The organism is Shinella sp. SUS2 (assembly GCF_001262505.1).
Lineage (GTDB): Bacteria > Pseudomonadota > Alphaproteobacteria > Rhizobiales > Rhizobiaceae > Shinella.
Window position 1 is genome coordinate 110,121 of the sequence record NZ_KQ410725.1, and the last position, 17,256, is coordinate 127,376.

Here is a 17,256-nt window from a genome sequence, read left to right on the forward strand (position 1 = left end):
CTGAAGCGGCCGGAGGCCTGTTCCCGCCGGAACATCGTGGCCGGCAGCGCTGTCCTACAACGTCCCCATCAGAACAAGGCGCCGGGCACGAAGCCGACGGCCGACGACAGGGACCAGGACAATGAAAACGCTCGCCATCGCACTTCTCGCAGGCCTCCTCTCCACCGCAGGCGCCGCCGTTGCCGCCGACAATACGGTCGATCCGGTCGAGGTCGCCTCGCTCTCCTCCTCCACCCAGAAGACCGGCTGGCTGCAGGTGCTTTCGGGCGGCAAGCCGGTGAAGTCGGAAAAGAAGATCGCCGCCGTCTCCCGCGCGCCGATCGCCCGCGAACTGGTCGCCTTCACGGAGAAGGTCGCGCCGGGCACCATCATCGTCGACAATTCCGAACGCCGCCTCTACCACGTCCTTGGCTCGGGCCTCGCCATGAAATACGCCATCAGCGTCGGCCGCGAGGGTTTTGTCTGGACCGGCTCGGAAAAGGTGACGCGCAAGACCGAATGGCCGACCTGGACGCCGCCGGAAGACATGCGCGCCCGTGAAGCCAAGAAAGGCAAGATCCTGCCCGTCTCCATGAAAGGCGGCCTCGAAAACCCGCTCGGCTCGCGCGCCATCTACCTCGGCTCGACCATCTACCGCATCCACGGCACCAACCAGCCGTCCTCGCTGGGCAAGGCGCAGTCCTCCGGCTGCATCCGCATGGCGAACGAAGACGTCGAACACCTCTATGCCCAGGTCACGACGGGCGTCACGGTCATCGTTCGCGATTGATTTCGAGAGCCATCGCCCAACCCTCAGCGGCAGGCGGAAGCGCCTGCCGCTTTTGCGATCGCGATGAGGTCCGGGCGGTACTCGAAGTGCATCGTATCGTAGTGATACCAGCGCCCGCCCCAGACAAAGCCGTGCTGCTCGAAGAGCGCGACGATCTCGAGCGGATACTTGTTGGCATATTTCGGCACCTTGCCGGGCTTGCCGCCCGACCAGATCCAATAGTCGGCGAACTTGGTGTTGAGGTCGATGGCAGCGCCGAAACTGTGCACCGACATGTTTTTCGCACCCGAAACCTTTCGCCAGTTGAAGACGCCGGCGGAGGGCGCGAGGTAACGCTTCAACTCAGGCTTCGTCGCAAGCGCATCGCGCACCTTCTCCAGCGCCGCAGCCGCGCCCTGCCGCTTCGTCACACGCAGCGTCTCGCCGAACCATTTGACCGGCACCAGATCCGCCTGCACCGCCTTGGCGGATTTCCCATAAAGCCGCATCATCAGCGCATCGCTGCGGATGCGGCCGGGGTCGAAGTCGACGGCGGGTTTCGCCTCGCAGGCCCCGAGCGGATAGATCTGCCGCAGGCTGTCCTCGACGTCGCCGGCAGCAAGCGCCGCCTGGTGATCCTTCGCCTTGCCGTCGTCGATCTCTAGCGGTGGCCCGCCGTCCTTGAAGACAAGCGTGTTTCCCTCGATGCCGGCAAGGCTTTCCGGATAGGCGGCCACCAGCAGTTTCAGGCGGGCCGCAAGGTCGGGTTCCGCAGCACCGGCCGGGGACGCGGCGACGACCAGCATCGCCGCAGCGGCCGCGAGGCGCCGGCTAGTTGACCGAGATGTTGATATAGTCGCCTCCCGCACCGCGCCAGATTTCGACATAGATCTGCACGTCGCCGTCGAGCAGACGGCGGGCGGCGCTGCGCTCGATACGGCCGGCGCGGATCATGCGCTCGGCAAGCTCGCGGTTGCGCGCGGAAGCGAAGAAACTGTCGAGGTCGTCGCCGGGCTGGCGCACGCCGAAGCGATGCACATTGGCGCGGTCCTGGCGGAGGACCTGCCAGGGCTGCGTCAGGCGTTCGTTGTTGGAGTTGTAGAGATCGTCCTGGCCGATATAGGCGCCGTAGCTCTCGATCAGCTCATCCGCCCTGGCCGCACCGGCCGAAACCGCGAGCACAGCGGCGAAAGCCGCCGCAAAAAGTCTTTTTCGCATTCCCTGCTCCACTTTCCGGCCAAAGCCGATCATCATCGAAGACAAGACGGGTGACGGTGGCGGGATATTCGCCGACGCCTACCACATGGACGTGGCGGCACGGCCGGGCCAGTCCCGGTCGTAGGCGGCGCCGTCGAAGCCCTTCTTGGCCGAGGCGAGCATCTGCCCGACCGTCGGCAGGCAGGCCGTATCGCGGTGTTTTTCCGGATTCCAGAGGTCGGCGCGCAGCACGGCGCGGGCGCATTGCGAATAGACCTCGTCGATGGTGATGACGACGACGGAGCGCGGGTGTTTGCCGTCCATCACGAAGCGTCCGGTGATCTCGGCGTCAATGCGCACCACGGCGCGACCGTTGAGGCGCATCGTCGTGTTGGAGCCGGGAATGAGGAACATCAGCGCGACACGCGGGTCACGAACGATGTTGGAAAGCGAATCGATGCGGTTGTTGCCGCGCCAGTCCGGCAGCATCAGGGTACGCTCGTCCTCGATATGAATGACGGCGCCGGCATCGCCGCGCGGCGAACAATCGAGCCCCTCCGGTCCGACCGTGGCAAGCGCCATGAAGGGCGAGGCCTCGATCATCATGCGGTACTCCGGCAGCAGATAGTCCGTCACCTTGGCGAGCGAGGCTTCGCCCGGCACCCCGTAAAGCGCGTTCAGTTCCTCGACCGAAGTGACGATGCTCATGCCTGTCTCCTGTGCTGTGCGACCGCTGCCGCGCTTCGCACCCTTGCATGACAGGCGCGTGACGAAAAGCCCGTCAGGCGGCGATGCGCTCCCGATCCTCCGCAAGGAACTGCACGATCCGGTCGATGACAGGCTCGGCGGAGACGATGCGGCGATGGCCGAACCCGTTCGCCCATTCGAGCGTGACATTCGGCCCGGAGGCGGCGTAGCGCCGGGCATGCAGCGCCGGCACCTCCTTGTCGTCCTCGGCATGAAGGACGAGCATGGGAGACTTCAGCCGGCCTGCGCCGTTGGCCGCGTCGAAGGCCGAAAGCGGCGCGCCGGCGATGCGCTCGACATGGCTCTCCAGCGCGCCCTGCGCCTTCGGCCCGAGCTTCAGGAAACGGCCAAGGTCCTTGAACAGCCAGGTCATCTCGCTCGGCGAGCCGATGGTCACCAGCCGGCGCGGCCGGTGCGCCGGCACCGACGGCACGAGGCCGCTCGCCGCGCAGGCGAGCGACGCCCCGCCGAAGGAATGCCCGCAAAAATAGTCGAAGCCGCCGAAACGCTGCCACGCCGCGTCGATCGCCCTGACGGCCATCGGCAGCGTCAGCGTGCGCCCGCCCGAGGCGCCGTGCCCCGGCAGGTCGAGCGCCACCACCTCATGGCCGGCGGCGACCAGTGCCTCCGTCAGCGCCGAAAGATAGGCCGCGCGCGAGCCCCAGCCGTGTACCACGAGAACGCGGCCGGCAAAATTCTGGCATGGCCGCGTGGCAAAACGGTGCGCCACGGCCCGGCCACCGGCAAAGGCGAGCGGCACGCGTTCGGCCTGCCGCATCCAGCCGGCCGAACGCGCGAAAAGGTCCTTCTCCTTCGCCGTGCGCGGCCGGCGGCCGGGCGTCGTCGCAAAGAGGCGGAAGGCGGCGCGACCGGCCGCATCGGGGGAAATCCTCGCGACGCCGGACAGCGCCAGCCGGATGACCTTCAAGCCAAAGGATGCCATAGTGGGAATCCAAAAAAGATGTTCAATGCTGAACAATAAAGTACAACGATGAACAAAAATCAAGCCTTCCCCTGGGATCATCCGCGCTTTCGCAGCTGGATCGGCGTGGGGCGCGCCTGCCAGCTGATGCAGCAGGCGATGAGCCGGGCGATCGCCCATCTAGGCATCAAGCCGCCGCATCTCGACATCCTGATCAATCTCTATCGCTTCGACGGCATTTCCCAGCAGGACCTCGCCCGCAAGCTGCTCGTCGGCCGCTCCAACATGAGCATGCTGCTGCCGCAGCTCGAAAAGCGCGGCCTGATCGAGCGGCGGGCCGACGCCAAGGACAAGCGTGTGCTGCGCCTGTCGCTGACGGAGACCGGCCGCAGCCTGACCGAGGAGGCGATGACCCTGCAGACCGGCCTCATCGACCGCACCCTCTCGCAGGCACCGGCCGAGCGATGCCTGGAGGTCGCCGAGGCGATGGAGGACATCATCCGCATCCTTCAGACGATGGAACCGGAAGACCCGGTCTAGACCGTGGCGACGTGATCCGCCCGCGTCGATTTCAGCGACAGGAACTCCCAGAGCGCGACACCGAACAGGACGGCGGCCGCGGCCATGAAGAGCTGGTAGGGCTCGACGAAGGGTACGGCCACCGAGAGCGCAAGCAGCGCGGCGCTGCCGGCGATATGCGACAGCGGCGAGCGGCCGCGGATCGCCGCCTTGAACCAGATGTTGCCTGCAAGGAAGACCACAGGCCCGCCGATGATCGCACTCGCCGTCTTGAAATCGACCGCGCCATGCGGATGGGCAAGCGCGAACTCCTCCGCCACCGCCGAGAGGATGATGCCGGCGACGATCGGGATATGGGCATAGGTGAAGGCCATGCGCGCGATGCGGCCCGGCGTCGCCGAATGCTCGATGAGATGCGCCGCCTCGCCATGGCCGAAGCGGAAATAGATCCACCACATGGTGGCGGTCGAGAGGAACGCGACGGCGAGTAGGAGAATGGTGAAGCCGTCGAGCAGCTCCATGCCGGCAACCGTCCGCCCGGTGACGAGGATCGTTTCGCCAAGGCAGATGATGACGAAAAGCGCGCAGCGCTCCGCCATGTGCTCGCCGGAAACCTGCCAGTCCCCCACCGTCGAGCGACCGAGGCCGGGCACGACGAAGCCGAGCGCCGGAGAGGCATATTCGATAGCGAGCGCGACCAGCCACAGTCCCAGCCGTGCCTCGCCCTCGACAAAGGCGCCCGCCAGCCAGAACACGCCGGAAAACACCGCCCAGATCGTGATGCGCGTGAAGTTGAGGCTGTTCTGCGGCCATTCGCGTCGCATCACATAGGCGGTGAAGGCCGCGCGGCCGACCTGCATGGTGACGAAGACGAGAGCGAAGAGCAGCCCGCCCGCGCCGAAGGCCGTCGGAATGGCGATCGACAGCATCAGGCCGAGGAACATCAGCACGAAGAGCAACAGGCGCACCGGCGCCTTGTCCGGATCGAGCCAGTTCGTCACCCAGGTCGTGTCGATCCACACCCACCAGATGGCCATGGTCAGCATCGCCGCCTCGACGAGGCCGAGCAGCGAGTAATGCGCCGCCAGCGAATGGGAAAGCTGGATGATCGTCAGCACGAAGACGAGGTCGAAGAAGAGTTCGGCGAAGGCCACCTTGCCTTCCTGGGCGGTGCCGCGCGCCCTGAGGCAGGCGGAATTGGCGAAACGGTCGTCGGTCGTCGCCGTCATGGCTGGCGTTCCTTTTTCTACAGGCGCTCGATCCGCCGGTCGGGCACGATCCACAGAAGCGCGACCGCGGCATAGATGACATGGGAAATCACCGGCGAGACAAAGGCAAGCCCGATCGCCGCGAGATAGAAGAGCGGCGAGAAGCGCCCCTTGAAATCGCGCCCGAAGGCCTCGCGCAGCCGCTCGGCATCGGGGTGCACGGCAACGATGCGCACCTGCAGGATCTCGTAGGCGACGGCGGAGAGCAGCAGGATCGCGCCATAGAGCGCGGTCGGAAGCGGCGCGGCCGGATTGTTGCCCATCCAGGCCGTGACGAAGGGAATGAGCGACATCCAGAACAGGAGGTGCATGTTCGCCCACAACACGCCGCCGCTCGCATTGCCGCACACCGTCAGGAGATGGTGGTGGTTGTTCCAGTAGATCGCGACATAGACGAAGCTGAGGAGATAGCCGAGAAAGACCGGCATCAATGGCATGAGGGCAGCCAGCGTCGGCTCGGCCGGCACGGTGAGCTGCAGAACCATGATTGTGATGATGATGGCGATCACGCCATCGCTGAAGGCTTCGAGCCGTCCCTTGTTCACGCGCGCCTCACACCCCTGTCTTTATTAGACATGAAGCAAGTTGCGCTGAGTCGCTACAGCGGATTTTTCGGCGTCAGCCCGCCTCTTCCTGCTCGTGGCGCTGGCGTTCCTCCTCTGCCGCCGCACGCTGGCGCCCGGTGCGCGCCGCGACGATGTCGGCCGGCTGGGCGTTGCCGCGGATGAGCTGGCGGCCGGCATAGATGCCGCCGACCGTTTCCAGCTCCAGCCGCTCGCGGTCAACGTCGCGGAACTCCTCCACCACCTCGGCGGCAAGGTCCTCGTCCTCGCCCAGAACCTTCAACGTCTCGCGGCTGAACACCATCGCCGATTCGAAGGTCTCGCGGATCTGGAAGTCGACGCCGGCATGGACGAGGTCGACGGCATGGCCGCGGTCGTAGGCTCGCGCCAGGATCGGCACGAGCGGGAATTCCTCGCGCACCACCTCGGCGATCTTCACCGCCGCCGCCTTGTCGTCGAGGCAGATGAGGATCGCCCTGGCGGTCGCCGCGCCGGCGGCGTGCAGGATGTCGATGCGCGCACCGTCGCCATAATAGACCTTGAAGCCGAACTCCGCGGCATCGCGCACGAACTCGGCATCCTTGTCGATCAGCGACAGCGTGTAGCCGCGGGCGAGCAGCGGCTGGCTGACGATCTGGCCGAAGCGGCCGAAGCCGATCATCAGCACCGTGCCCTCGACATTCTCCGGCAGCGTCAGCCCCTCGGTAGACGGCTGCTGTTTGGGCACGATGCGATCGTGCAGGATGACCATCAGCGGCGTCAGGATCATCGAGATGATGATCGTCGCCGTCAGCATGGCATTCTCCTCGCCGTTGAAGATGCCGGCGGAAACGGCGGCGGCGTAGAGCACGAAGGCAAACTCGCCGCCCTGCGCCATCAGCACGGCCCGTTCCAGGCTTTCGGCATGGCACGTCCCGAGCAGCCGGGCGACCACATAGATCAAGAGGGTTTTGGCGACCATGTAGCCGACGACGCTCGCCACGACGAGCTGCCAGTTGGCGGCAATGACGCCGAGGTCGATCGCCATGCCGACGCCGAGGAAGAAGAGGCCGAGCAGGATGCCGCGGAACGGCTCGATGTCGGCTTCAAGCTGATGACGGAAACTCGATTCGGAAAGCAACACCCCCGCCAGGAACGCGCCCATGGCCATCGAAAGACCGGAAACCTGCATGGCGAGCGCCGAACCGAGAACGACGAGCAGCGCCGCCGCCGTCATCACCTCGCGCGCGCCGGAGGCCGCGAGCACCCGGAAGAGCGGATTGAGCAGGTAGCGCCCGGCCAGCACCAACGCCACGATGGCACCGATGGCGATGCCGATGGAAAGCCAGCGGTCGGAGGCATCCGTCGCCGCCGCCCCCGTGCCGAGCAGCGTGACGATGGCAAGCAGCGGCACGATGGCAAGGTCCTCGAAGAGCAGGATCGCGATGATGCGCTGCCCCTTCAGGGTCGACATCGTGCCCCGCTCCTGCAGCATCTGCATGACGATGGCGGTGGAGGTGAGGACGAAGCCCGTTCCGGCGACGAAGGAAGGAACGAGCGGAAAGCCCAGCGATACGCCGATGCCGGTCAGCGCCGCCATCGCGCCCATCACCTGGATCGCGCCGAGCCCAAAGATGTCCTTGCGCATGCCCCAGAGCCGGGAGGGCTGCATTTCCAGCCCGATGATGAAGAGGAACATCACCACGCCGAGTTCGGCGACATGGATGATCGCCTGCGAATCGGCGAAGAAACCGAGGCCGAAGGGGCCGATCGCGAGCCCCGCGGCGAGATAGCCGAGCACCGAGCCGAGCCCGATCTTCTTGAAGATCGGCACGGCCGCGACGCCTGCCGCCAGCAGCACGACGACCTGGGTGAGATCATTTGCATTCGCTTCGGCTGCCAAGGGGCATCTCCCGTTCGCTTCTGGGTGGACGCTACCCTCGACAGGCAGTCCGATATGTTACCGCGGTTTCTGCGAAATATCGCGGTTCATGCCCTTCTCCGCAAGCTCACGCTCATAAGCGGCGAAGAGTTCCGCACCTTTTTCCCCGAGTTCCCGCAGATAGGACCACGTGTAGATACCGGTATCATGAAGGTCGTCGAAGCCGATGCGCACGGCATAGTTGCCGGTCGGCGTCATGGCGATGATCGCGACATTGCGTTTTCCCGGTACCGTCACCTTCTGGCCAGGCCCGTGGCCCTGCACCTCCGCCGAGGGCGAGAGCACACGCAGGAGTTCGGCCGAAAGATCGAAGCTGGCACCGTCGTTGAAGGTCACGACGAGGCGCTGGCGGTCCTTCGACACACGCAGTTCGGTCGGCCAGAGATCGCTCATCCCGTTTCCTTTCCGTCTGTTTTCGCGAAGGACTATGCGCCAGATCAAGGATGCGCAAGGCGGAAAATGCTGTCATAATCCCGTGACCGGCTTGACGCTGCGCTTCCGGCGCACGACATGTCGGCAATGGAGGACGTGTCTTGAATTCGTATGCAGGCCCGCTGGGTGGCGCGAACCTAATCGCGCAGTCCGACGCACCGATGATCGATCCCTTCGGCCGCGCCATCACCTATCTGCGCGTATCGGTGACCGACCGCTGCGATTTCCGCTGCACCTATTGCATGGCGGAAAACATGACCTTCCTGCCCAAAAAGGACCTCCTGACGCTGGAAGAGCTGAACCGGCTCTGTTCCACCTTCATCGCCAAGGGTGTGCGAAAACTGCGGCTGACCGGCGGCGAACCCCTGGTCCGCAAGAACATCATGCATCTCGTGCGCGAACTCGGCCGCCAGGTGCATGACGGGCGCCTCGACGAACTGACGCTGACGACCAACGGCTCGCAGCTCGCCCGGCACGCGGCCGAACTTGCCGATTGCGGCGTGCGCCGCATCAACGTTTCCCTCGACACGCTCGATGCGCAGAAGTTCCGGACCATCACCCGCTGGGGCGAGCTTTCCAAGGTTCTGGAGGGCATCGACGCCGCGCAGGCCGCCGGCCTGCACATCAAGATCAACGCCGTCGCCTTGAAGGATTTCAACGACCGCGAGATCCCCGACCTGATGCGCTGGGCGCACGGCCGCGGCATGGACCTCACCCTCATCGAGACCATGCCGATGGGCGAGATCGAGGAAGACCGCACCGACCGCTACATGCCGCTGTCGGAAATGCGCGCCCGCCTCGAGAGCGACTTCACCCTGACGGAAAATGCCTACAGAACCGGCGGGCCGGCGCGCTATGTCACGGTCGCCGAGACCGGCGGCCGCCTCGGCTTCATCACGCCGATGACGCACAATTTCTGCGAAAGCTGCAACCGCGTGCGCCTCACCTGCACCGGCACGCTCTACATGTGCCTCGGCCAGAACGATGCGGCCGATCTGCGCCTTCCGCTGCGGGCCTCCGACGACGACGCCCTGCTCTCGCAGGCGATCGACGAGGCGATCACCCGCAAGCCGAAGGGCCACGATTTCGTCATCGACCGCCGCAACCGGCCGGCCGTTGCCCGTCACATGAGCGTCACCGGCGGCTGATCCCCGCCGAAAGCGAGGTTTTGGTGAAAATCCTTCCGCCCGCCCTGCCCGCCCTTTTCCTTGCCGCCGCCCTTCCCTCCCTCGGCCTTGCCGCCGAGCGGCCGGAGGGCATCGCCGCCGCTGAGGCGATCACCAAAGCCGCCCTTGGCGCGGATTGCGACATGAACGGCATGGAGGAGGTGCCGATGGTCGGACCGGAGGCGGAAGGGTTCGGACACGCCCTCTACCGTTTCACCTACAAACCCGACTACGACCCGAACGGCCCCGGTGTCGAGGCCACGCTCTACCAGCTGTTCTGTGGCTCGGGCGCCTACAACATCCGCAACGCTTTCGTCCTGCAGACAAGCGACACCGACACGCCGAAGCTCATCGCCTTCGCCACGCCGGATCTTGCCTATGCCTATGCGAACGAGGAAAACAGCCGACTGACTGCCGAGCCGAAGATCAACGGCTTCCGCGCCACCACCCTTCTGGTCAATGCCAGCTTCAACGAGAAGACCCGCACCATCACCAGCCACGCCGCCTGGCGCGGCATCGGCGATGCCTGGGACAGCGGCGACTGGGTTTTCCGCAACGGCAATTTCATGCTGACCCGCTTCGAGTTCGACCCGACCTACGGCGACCCGGACCCTGCGGTGCCGGAAAGCTATGTGGTCTACGAAGCCGGCAAGTAACGGCGGCGCTTCCGATTTCCGGCGCACCCGCCACCAACGCCTCCGCCATGCCGGATCAAGGGCGCGGCCTACTCAGCCCAAGAGACGCTCCTCCCATCGATCTCCCGTCGCCGCGCACGTGATCCGGGGTCCAGCCGACGCGCGTTCGCACAGCTAGAAGACTCGCCCAACCCGCTGACGCCCCCCCCCTTCCGCACCGCAGACGCGGCGCCGCGGGACCCCGCATAACGTCCGGTATGACGGGAGAAGAGTTGTGTGTAAACGCAGGCGGCAGCGCTTGTCTCATCCATCCCATGAACGCCAATTGCACGAAAACCCGCCCCCGCATTTTCCCCGCCTCCTTCACTCGTGCCTACAATCCCCCATCCCGCCACGGATACACCGCGAGGCGTCGTGGCGAGGCGGGGTCGGCGCTTTTGGCGAGGGACGGACGTAGGCCGTCGCCCAAGGGGCCTGCGGAAAATGGTCTCCCTCCGGCGACACGGGGGAAGCGGCGGGCGTCGGACCGAGCCTTCCGCTTCATGCCCCGAACGGCGCGCCGGGCGTGCCTGTGCGGCACACAAGGGGGCCGGCCTGGCGGATGCGTCGGCATCGTCCGCCGGGATGAGACCGTCCGGAAGGTAAAACCTTCCGTCCACCATCGCCATGGCGCGCGATGGCGGATGACAAAACGGAAACGGCCTCCTTCCGGAAACCGGCGAACACCATCCATCGTCCCGGCCTTTGCAGAGAGACCGGAGTTGCGGGCAAAAACCGCTGAACGGGGCGCTGAAAGGCGCCATACACTACTTTCAGATGCGGCACCTTCCAGCGCCCCGTCCGATGCTCCTTGAAAAAACCACGGGCGGAAAACCGCCGCGTGGATGTCGGTGCAAAACAACGCCCGCGCCGCCGGATCCAGCAAGCACGCCACCGCCTCTACGGGTAGGCAAGATCTCTCTTCCCACAACAAAACGGCCGGGCTCCTGCCCAGCCGCTCCATGCTCGTGAGACGCGTCTTTCAAACAGTCTTCAAGCCGCGTGGTGCTGCCCGAAATAGCCGCCCTGCCGCGTATCGAGGTCGCGCGTCTTGAAGTGGTCGATCTTCTGGTTGAGCACCTGGACGCGGTGACGCAGGCCGTGGATCTCGGCCGTGTTCTCCTCCACCATCGCCGCGTTCTGCTGCGTGATGAGCTCAACCTGGTGCACCGCCTGGTTCACCTCGTTGATGCCGTCGTACTGGGCGGCCGCGGCCGCCTCGATCTTGCCGACCAGCGCGTGGATCGAGGAGATATGCTCGTTGATGACCGTCAGCGCCTCGCCGGTCTCGGTGACGAGGGCAACGCCGTTGCGCACCTGTGCCGAACTGTCGGAGATCAAGCCCTTGATTTCACGGGCGGCGCCGGCACAACGCTGGGCTAGCTCGCGAACCTCCTGCGCGACGACGGCAAAGCCGCGACCTGCCTCACCCGCTCGCGCCGCTTCGACGCCGGCATTGAGCGCCAGGAGGTTCGTCTGGAAGGCGATTTCGTCGATGACGCCGATGATCGTGCTGATCTTCTCCGACGACCGGTTGATCTCGCCCATGGCGTCCACGGCCTTGGCCACAACCTCACCGGAGCGCCGGGCATAGCTGTGCGTCTCGTCGACGGACACCGCAGTCTTCTGGGCGCTTTCGGCCGTCGAACGCACGATGTCGGTGAGCTGGCGCAGCGCCCGCGAGCTTTCCTCCAGCGCCGCCGCCTGCTGTTCGGTACGGCGGGCGAGATCGTCGGCGGAGGTGGCAAGGTTGCCCGTGCCGCCATTGATCTCCATCGTCGTCGCCCGCACGTCCGACAGGGTCACGCGCAGCGCCTCGACGGCGTTGTTGTAGGTGCGCGCCATCGCGACATATTCGGCCGCGAGCGCTTCCGTCATGCTCTCTTCGAGATTGCCGGCGGCCAGCTGGCCAAGCACGTCGGAAAGCGCGGTGAGCGCTTCGGTCTGCTCCGCCTCGATGCGGGCCTGTTCGCTGGCCCGGCGGGCCTGCTCCTCGGCCGTCATCTGGCGCTGGGCCTCGGCCTCCTGCTCCAGCCGGACGTTTTCCCGCGCCGCATCGCGGAAGACGGCGACCGAGCGGACCATGTCGCCGATCTCGTCGCCGCGGTTGCGGCCGTCGATGCTGATGTCGAGGTCGCCGCTCGCCAGCCGCGACATGGCTTCCGTCACCCGCTTCAGCGGCCCGCGCAGCGTTTCCACCAGCATCAGGCCGCCGATGATGGCGAGCAGCGTGCCGGCGACCATGGCGATGATCGAGACATTGGCCGAACGCTGGCTGTCCGTCTTGCCCGCCTCCTGGGCGCTGGAGACGAACTGTTCCAGTGTCTGGCTGGCATCGGCGACGGAGGCGTAGGCGGCGACGCGCGCGGCCTGCCATGTCTCGCCGACCGAGATGAGATCCTGGGTGCCTTGCTCGATCCTTGCAAGCGACGGGGCGAGCTTCTGCGCGAGATCGCGCAGGGCGGCGTTCTTCGTGCCGAGTTTGGCAAGTTCGGCGGCGCTGCCGGCAACGGCCTTCACATCCGCCAGCACGGCATCGCGGCTCGGCTGATCGAGCTTGCGGTGCAGCTCGCTGATGTGCAGGCGTGTCTCGTCGATACCCTTGAACGTATCGCCCATCAGCGTGATCAACGTCTTCAGGAGCACGATCTCCGCATCCATGCCGACGAAACGCTTCGCCGCCGTGTCGGAGTTCTTGCCGGCCTCCTTGAGGAAGTCGGCATCGAACTTGGCAAGCTTGGTCAGGACGGGCACGAACTTCGTCTTCTTGGCCTCCACGTCGTCGCTGCCGGCAAGGATGTCCTTGACCTTGGCGACCTCCGCCTCGAAGGGCTTGATCTGCTCCAGCGCCTTCGGCGAGGCGATCGCCTTGGATTCGGCGAGCTGCTTGAGGAGCTGCGGCAGGTAGGTCTCGGCCGCCTTGACCTTGTCCTCCGCCTTCATAGCCAGCGCGACGGGCTTGCGGAACTTGCCGATGCGCTCGGCAAGCCCCTGATAGGCCGCGGCGTCGAACAGCAGCGCCTTGGCAAAGGCTTCCTTCTCGCCCGATTCGTTGCGGATGACGCCGATCTGCTTTTCGGCGAAGGCACCGTCCTTGGCCATCGCCGCCAGCGCCTCTTCCAGACCCGCCGTCACGGCGTTGCGCTTCTGGTCGATCGACCAGAGCGTTTCGCTCTGCCCGCGCATGGTGCCGGCCAGTGCCACGACGGACGCGATCTTCGTCTTCTCGGCCGCATCGGGCAGAAGGGCGTCGAGATCGTTGATGCCGGCCTCCTGTTCGTCGATGCGTTCGCCGAGCGCCGTGCGCGTCGCCTCGCCCGGCTTGTCGACGAAGTCCTGCAATCCGGTGCGCAGGTTCTGGAAATGCGACAGGCTGTTGATCGTCTCGCGCGTCACCGTCATGTGACCGTTCAGCGTGCTCGCGGTGAAATAACCGACAAGGCCGATGCCCGCGATCAGCGCGACGAGAGGAATGACGAACAGCAGCACCTTGGTGACGATGCGGCGCTGCTGGAGCAGGCGGTCGATGAAGGACATGGGTTCCCCGACGTTTTTTTATGACGACCAAGATCCCGTCGGGTGTTCCTCAAAGCCGAAACGGCCGCTCAGGCTCGTTGTCGGAGCGCGGCCGGTATCCGATATCGGGGCATCGGCCGGCCTTGCATCAGGCGGCGCGCCCCCACCCGTCGCATCATGCGATCGCTCATTGGGATGACGCAACGATAGGTGGGGAAGCTTAATGAAATCCTTCGGTAAAGCGGCAGGAATTCAAGCCTTTGCGCCGGAATCATCATACTTTTCTGCCCGGATTTCGCGCAATTGCCGCTCGATGCGGCAACCACCCCGTTTGTTCCAACCGCCGGGGTGATGGAATGCGGTGGGCATTGTGCCTAAGAAGGAGAAAGACACGCTTGGAATCATCCGCATGACCGCCTCCGCCAACGCCAAGGGTGCCCTGTTCATGGCCATCGCCATGGTCGGCTTCACCTGCAACGACGCACTCGTCAAGTCCGTCACCGGCGGCATGAACACCGGCCAGATCCTTTTCGTACGCGGCCTGATGACCACACTACTCGTCGTCGCCATCGCCCGCTGGATGGGCGCGCTCGGTTCCTGGCGGGTCGTGCTGCAGCCGGCTGTCGCCCTGCGCATCGCCGCCGAAATCCTAGCCTCGCTCGCCTATGTCTCGGCGCTCGGCGCCATGCCGCTTGCCAATACGGCCTCGATCCTCCAGGCCCTGCCGCTCGCCGTCACGCTCGGCGCAGCGCTGTTCCTCGGCGAAAAGGTCGGCTGGCGGCGGTGGCTGGCCATCGTCGCAGGCTTCGTCGGCGTGCTTATCGTCATCCGCCCCGGCCCGGAGGGTTTTTCGCTCGCCGCCGTCTATGTCATCGCCTCGGTTGTCGGCGCGGCGGCACGCGACCTCTGTACCCGGCAGATCGACCCGTCCGTGCCGACGCTCTTCATCAGCGTCATCACGGCGGTGTCGATCACCGTCACCGGCGCCGTGATGATCGTGCCGCTGGGCGGCTGGCAGCCGGTTTCCGGCGAGGCTTTCACCCGTCTTGCCGCAGCCAGCGTGCTGCTGCTCGTTGGCTACCAGACCATCGTCATCGCCATGCGCACGGACGAGATCTCCTTCATCGCGCCCTTCCGCTATACGAGCCTCATCTGGGCGATCGCCATCGGCTTCCTGTTCTTCGGCGAAGTGCCGGATTTCTGGATGACCGTCGGCGTCCTCATCATCGTCGCCTCCGGCCTCTACACCTTCTATCGGGAGAACCGCCGACGGGACGCGGAGGCCGTGGCGCAGGAATCGAAGCCGGAATCCCCCTGACAGGCTTGCGCGCCGTCACTCCATCTGGTCGTTTGTGCCGCGGGTGCGCACGGTAAGGTGATTACGCCCGGCGGCAAAATACTCTAGACGAAGACGGAAAGACCTTCCGATGGAAGCGAGATGACAGCAACGCATGCGATAGTGGGAGTGATCCTTGCCGGCGGCCTTTCCTCCCGCATGGGCCAGGACAAGGCGCGCATCCGCCTCGGCGGCACGGCTCTCATCGACCGTGCGGCGCGGCGCCTCCGGCCGCAGGTCTCGGCCATCGCCGTCAATGCCAATGGCCCGGTGCTCTTCGAACGCGGCGAGGAGCTGCCGGTCTTCGCCGACCTCGATGCCGCCCGCGCCGGACCGCTCGGCGGCGTGCTCGCCGCGCTCGACTATGCGCGGCGTCATCATCCCGAGGCGAGCCACGTCGCCACCGTACCGACGGACAGCCCCTTCTTCCCGACCGATCTCGTCGCGCGCCTGTCGCGCGTCATCGACACGCCGGAGCGCATGGCGGTCGCCCGCTCCGTCAGCGGTCTCCACCCCGTCTTCGCCCTCTGGCCGGTGACGCTTGCCGAGGATCTCGGCGAATGGCTGGCCGGCGGCGGGGCGCTGCGCGTGCGCAGTTACCTCGAGCGCCACCAGGCCCGCGAAATCACCTTTCCGCTGCTCGAGACCTCGCGCGGCGAGTTCGATCCCTTCTTCAACATCAATACGCCCGACGATCTCGACGAGGCGGAAAACTGGCTCTGGGTGCTGGAACGATGACACGACCGAAGATCTTCGGGATTGCCGGATGGAAGAACTCCGGCAAGACCGGCCTTGCCGTGCGCCTGGTGAGCGAGCTCGTCGCCCGCGGCTACCGCGTCTCCACCATCAAGCACGCCCACCACGACTTCGACATCGACAAGGTCGGCGCCGACAGCTACCGCCACCGCCAGGCCGGCGCGCACGAGGTCACCATCGTTTCCGGCACGCGCTATGCCATCATGCACGAGCTGCGCGGCGCTCCTGAGCCGAGCTTCGAGGAAATCCTCGCGCGCCTTGCGCCCTGCGACCTCGTGCTGATCGAGGGGTACAAGCGCGAGCCGATCCCCAAGATCGAGGCCCGGCGGCTGGAGGCCGCCAACCGCATGCCGCTCGCCCCCGAAGACCCTCACATTGCCGCCATCGCCGCCGATCATCCCGTCACAGACACGGCCCTGCCCGTCTTCGACCTCGACGACACCGCGACCATCGCCGATTTCGTCGTCACTGTGACCGGGTTGCCCGTTCCGCCCGCCGTTTGACAATTTTTGCCGCTGCCCTTAGATGCGTTGCCATGAGCACCGCACGCGCGCCCCTTGCCGAACGTCTCCGCACCTGCCCGCAGGTCGCCGTTCTGCGCGCCAACGGCCGAGGTCTCCGCGTCCAGTCGTAACGACCGGATCGCTGCACGCGTCCGGCGACCGGCTGGACGTAAAGCCCCCCAACAGCTTCCTTCAACGATGCCAGGGAGACAGGCACCGTGCTCAATCTTTTTAACGTGAATGCGCTCGTCCATTGGGAAGAGCGCGACATCGAGCTGCGCGACCAGATGGTCCGCTTCTTCTCCGGCGAGGTGCGCAGCTTCCTGCGGTCCGTCAATCCCGCCTGGGACATGCGCCGCGTGGAGGCCCCCGTGCTGACGCCGCGGGCGCTGATATCCGACGCCTATTCCAATGCCGATATCTGGGTGCAGGAACGGCTGGCGACCGGCGAGACCGAGCTGGTTCTGCGGCCGGAGACCACGCCGTCGACCTACCCCTACATGCAGCACCTCCTGACGACCCATACCGGCACGCGCCTGCCGCTCTGCGTCTGGCAGGCCGGTCGGTCGTACCGGCGCGAGCAGGACCAGGCGACGAAGCACATGCGGCTGAAGGAGTTCTGGCAGCTCGAATTCCAGTGTGCCTACTCGGCCGACACCGGCAACGACTATCATGCCGCAGCGCTAGAGCCGGTCCGCCGCATGATTGCCGCGCTCATCCATCTGCCGACGCGGATCGTGCCCTCGGACCGGCTGCCCGCCTATTCCGAGACCACCATGGATGTCGAGGTCGACAACGGCGACAAGTGGATGGAGGTCTGCTCGATCTCGCGGCGCACCGATTTCCCGGTGCGTTATCGCACCCAGACGAGGAAGGGTGAAGTACACGAACACGAGGTCCGCGTGCTGGAAATCGCCATCGGCCTCGACCGCTGCGTCTACAACTGGTCGCTCGCCACCGAACGTGTGTGAAATGAAAAAGGCCGCGG

At 65.7% G+C, this 17,256-nt stretch carries 18 protein-coding genes; 8 read left to right on the plus strand and 10 right to left on the minus strand.

Annotation, left to right across the window (positions count from 1 at the left end; translation table 11 throughout):
- Positions 1-121: 121 nt before the first annotated feature.
- A complete protein-coding gene (locus tag AKG11_RS05660) occupies positions 122-769 on the plus strand; it encodes a L,D-transpeptidase (protein WP_050743222.1) in 648 nt (215 codons plus the stop codon).
- A 23-nt stretch (positions 770-792) separates the two neighbouring features.
- Here AKG11_RS05660 and AKG11_RS05665 read toward each other — a convergent pair whose 3' ends face one another.
- From AKG11_RS05665 to AKG11_RS05680, 4 genes are all read right to left on the minus strand, one after another.
- Positions 793-1,554 (minus strand): M15 family metallopeptidase, encoded by a 762-nt coding sequence (locus AKG11_RS05665; protein WP_245290147.1) that lies wholly within the window; start codon positions 1,552-1,554, stop codon positions 793-795.
- 25 nt (positions 1,555-1,579) lie between these two features.
- On the minus strand, positions 1,580-1,966 hold the full coding sequence (locus tag AKG11_RS05670; protein WP_023516548.1) for a hypothetical protein: 387 nt from the start codon (positions 1,964-1,966) through the stop codon (positions 1,580-1,582).
- 78 nt (positions 1,967-2,044) lie between these two features.
- On the minus strand, positions 2,045-2,653 hold the full coding sequence (locus AKG11_RS05675) for a pyridoxamine 5'-phosphate oxidase family protein (RefSeq protein WP_050743224.1): 609 nt from the start codon (positions 2,651-2,653) through the stop codon (positions 2,045-2,047).
- Between the two features lie 73 nt (positions 2,654-2,726).
- Positions 2,727-3,635, minus strand: coding sequence for an alpha/beta hydrolase (locus tag AKG11_RS05680; protein ID WP_050743225.1), 909 nt, complete (start codon positions 3,633-3,635; stop codon positions 2,727-2,729).
- A gap of 48 nt (positions 3,636-3,683) precedes the next feature.
- Between AKG11_RS05680 and AKG11_RS05685 the strand changes: the two genes are divergently transcribed.
- Positions 3,684-4,154, plus strand: coding sequence for a MarR family winged helix-turn-helix transcriptional regulator (locus AKG11_RS05685; RefSeq protein ID WP_050743226.1), 471 nt, complete (start codon positions 3,684-3,686; stop codon positions 4,152-4,154).
- On the opposite strand, the gene AKG11_RS05690 is transcribed toward AKG11_RS05685, so the two are convergent.
- The 4 genes from AKG11_RS05690 to AKG11_RS05705 form a co-directional block, all read right to left on the minus strand.
- The gene (locus AKG11_RS05690; RefSeq protein ID WP_023516544.1) at positions 4,151-5,362 is read right to left on the minus strand and encodes a low temperature requirement protein A; all 1,212 of its coding nucleotides are present in this window, start codon (positions 5,360-5,362) and stop codon (positions 4,151-4,153) included. The genes AKG11_RS05685 and AKG11_RS05690 overlap by 4 nt on opposite strands.
- Positions 5,363-5,379: 17 nt before the next feature.
- Positions 5,380-5,946 (minus strand): TMEM175 family protein, encoded by a 567-nt coding sequence (locus AKG11_RS05695; RefSeq protein WP_023516543.1) that lies wholly within the window; start codon positions 5,944-5,946, stop codon positions 5,380-5,382.
- A gap of 73 nt (positions 5,947-6,019) precedes the next feature.
- Positions 6,020-7,846 carry a monovalent cation:proton antiporter-2 (CPA2) family protein gene (locus tag AKG11_RS05700; protein WP_050743227.1) on the minus strand — a complete coding sequence of 609 codons (1,827 nt, stop codon included), beginning with the start codon at positions 7,844-7,846 and terminating at the stop codon, positions 6,020-6,022.
- Between the two features lie 57 nt (positions 7,847-7,903).
- A complete protein-coding gene (locus AKG11_RS05705; RefSeq protein WP_024269945.1) occupies positions 7,904-8,278 on the minus strand; it encodes a gamma-butyrobetaine hydroxylase family protein in 375 nt (124 codons plus the stop codon).
- A 200-nt stretch (positions 8,279-8,478) separates the two neighbouring features.
- On the opposite strand from AKG11_RS05705, the gene moaA reads away from it, so the two are divergent.
- Both moaA and AKG11_RS05715 read left to right on the plus strand, forming a co-directional pair.
- Positions 8,479-9,465 carry a GTP 3',8-cyclase MoaA gene (gene moaA, locus AKG11_RS05710; RefSeq protein ID WP_088016467.1) on the plus strand — a complete coding sequence of 329 codons (987 nt, stop codon included), beginning with the start codon at positions 8,479-8,481 and terminating at the stop codon, positions 9,463-9,465.
- A gap of 23 nt (positions 9,466-9,488) precedes the next feature.
- The gene (locus tag AKG11_RS05715; protein ID WP_156334069.1) at positions 9,489-10,139 is read left to right on the plus strand and encodes a DUF1176 domain-containing protein; all 651 of its coding nucleotides are present in this window, start codon (positions 9,489-9,491) and stop codon (positions 10,137-10,139) included.
- Between the two features lie 1,011 nt (positions 10,140-11,150).
- Here AKG11_RS05715 and AKG11_RS05720 read toward each other — a convergent pair.
- Together AKG11_RS05720 and AKG11_RS34425 are read right to left on the minus strand one after the other, a co-directional pair.
- The gene (locus AKG11_RS05720) at positions 11,151-13,694 is read right to left on the minus strand and encodes a methyl-accepting chemotaxis protein (protein WP_050743229.1); all 2,544 of its coding nucleotides are present in this window, start codon (positions 13,692-13,694) and stop codon (positions 11,151-11,153) included.
- Between the two features lie 231 nt (positions 13,695-13,925).
- Complete coding sequence (locus AKG11_RS34425) at positions 13,926-14,084, minus strand: hypothetical protein (RefSeq protein WP_156334070.1); 159 nt, start codon at positions 14,082-14,084, stop codon at positions 13,926-13,928.
- Between AKG11_RS34425 and AKG11_RS05725 the strand changes: the two genes are divergently transcribed.
- The 4 genes from AKG11_RS05725 (at position 14,083) to AKG11_RS05740 (ending at position 17,239) form a co-directional block, all read left to right on the plus strand.
- A complete protein-coding gene (locus AKG11_RS05725) occupies positions 14,083-14,991 on the plus strand; it encodes a DMT family transporter (RefSeq protein ID WP_050743230.1) in 909 nt (302 codons plus the stop codon). The two genes, AKG11_RS34425 and AKG11_RS05725, sit on opposite strands and share 2 nt — an antisense overlap.
- Before the next feature lie 120 nt (positions 14,992-15,111).
- A complete protein-coding gene (gene mobA / locus AKG11_RS05730) occupies positions 15,112-15,747 on the plus strand; it encodes a molybdenum cofactor guanylyltransferase MobA (RefSeq protein WP_023516027.1) in 636 nt (211 codons plus the stop codon).
- Positions 15,744-16,268: a molybdopterin-guanine dinucleotide biosynthesis protein B gene (gene mobB / locus AKG11_RS05735; protein WP_050743231.1), complete on the plus strand. Its 525-nt coding sequence runs from the start codon at positions 15,744-15,746 to the stop codon at positions 16,266-16,268. The genes mobA and mobB overlap by 4 nt, the downstream gene beginning before the upstream one ends.
- Positions 16,269-16,486: 218 nt before the next feature.
- On the plus strand, positions 16,487-17,239 hold the full coding sequence (locus tag AKG11_RS05740) for an aminoacyl--tRNA ligase-related protein (RefSeq protein WP_050743232.1): 753 nt from the start codon (positions 16,487-16,489) through the stop codon (positions 17,237-17,239).
- The last annotated feature ends 17 nt before the right edge of the window (positions 17,240-17,256 follow it).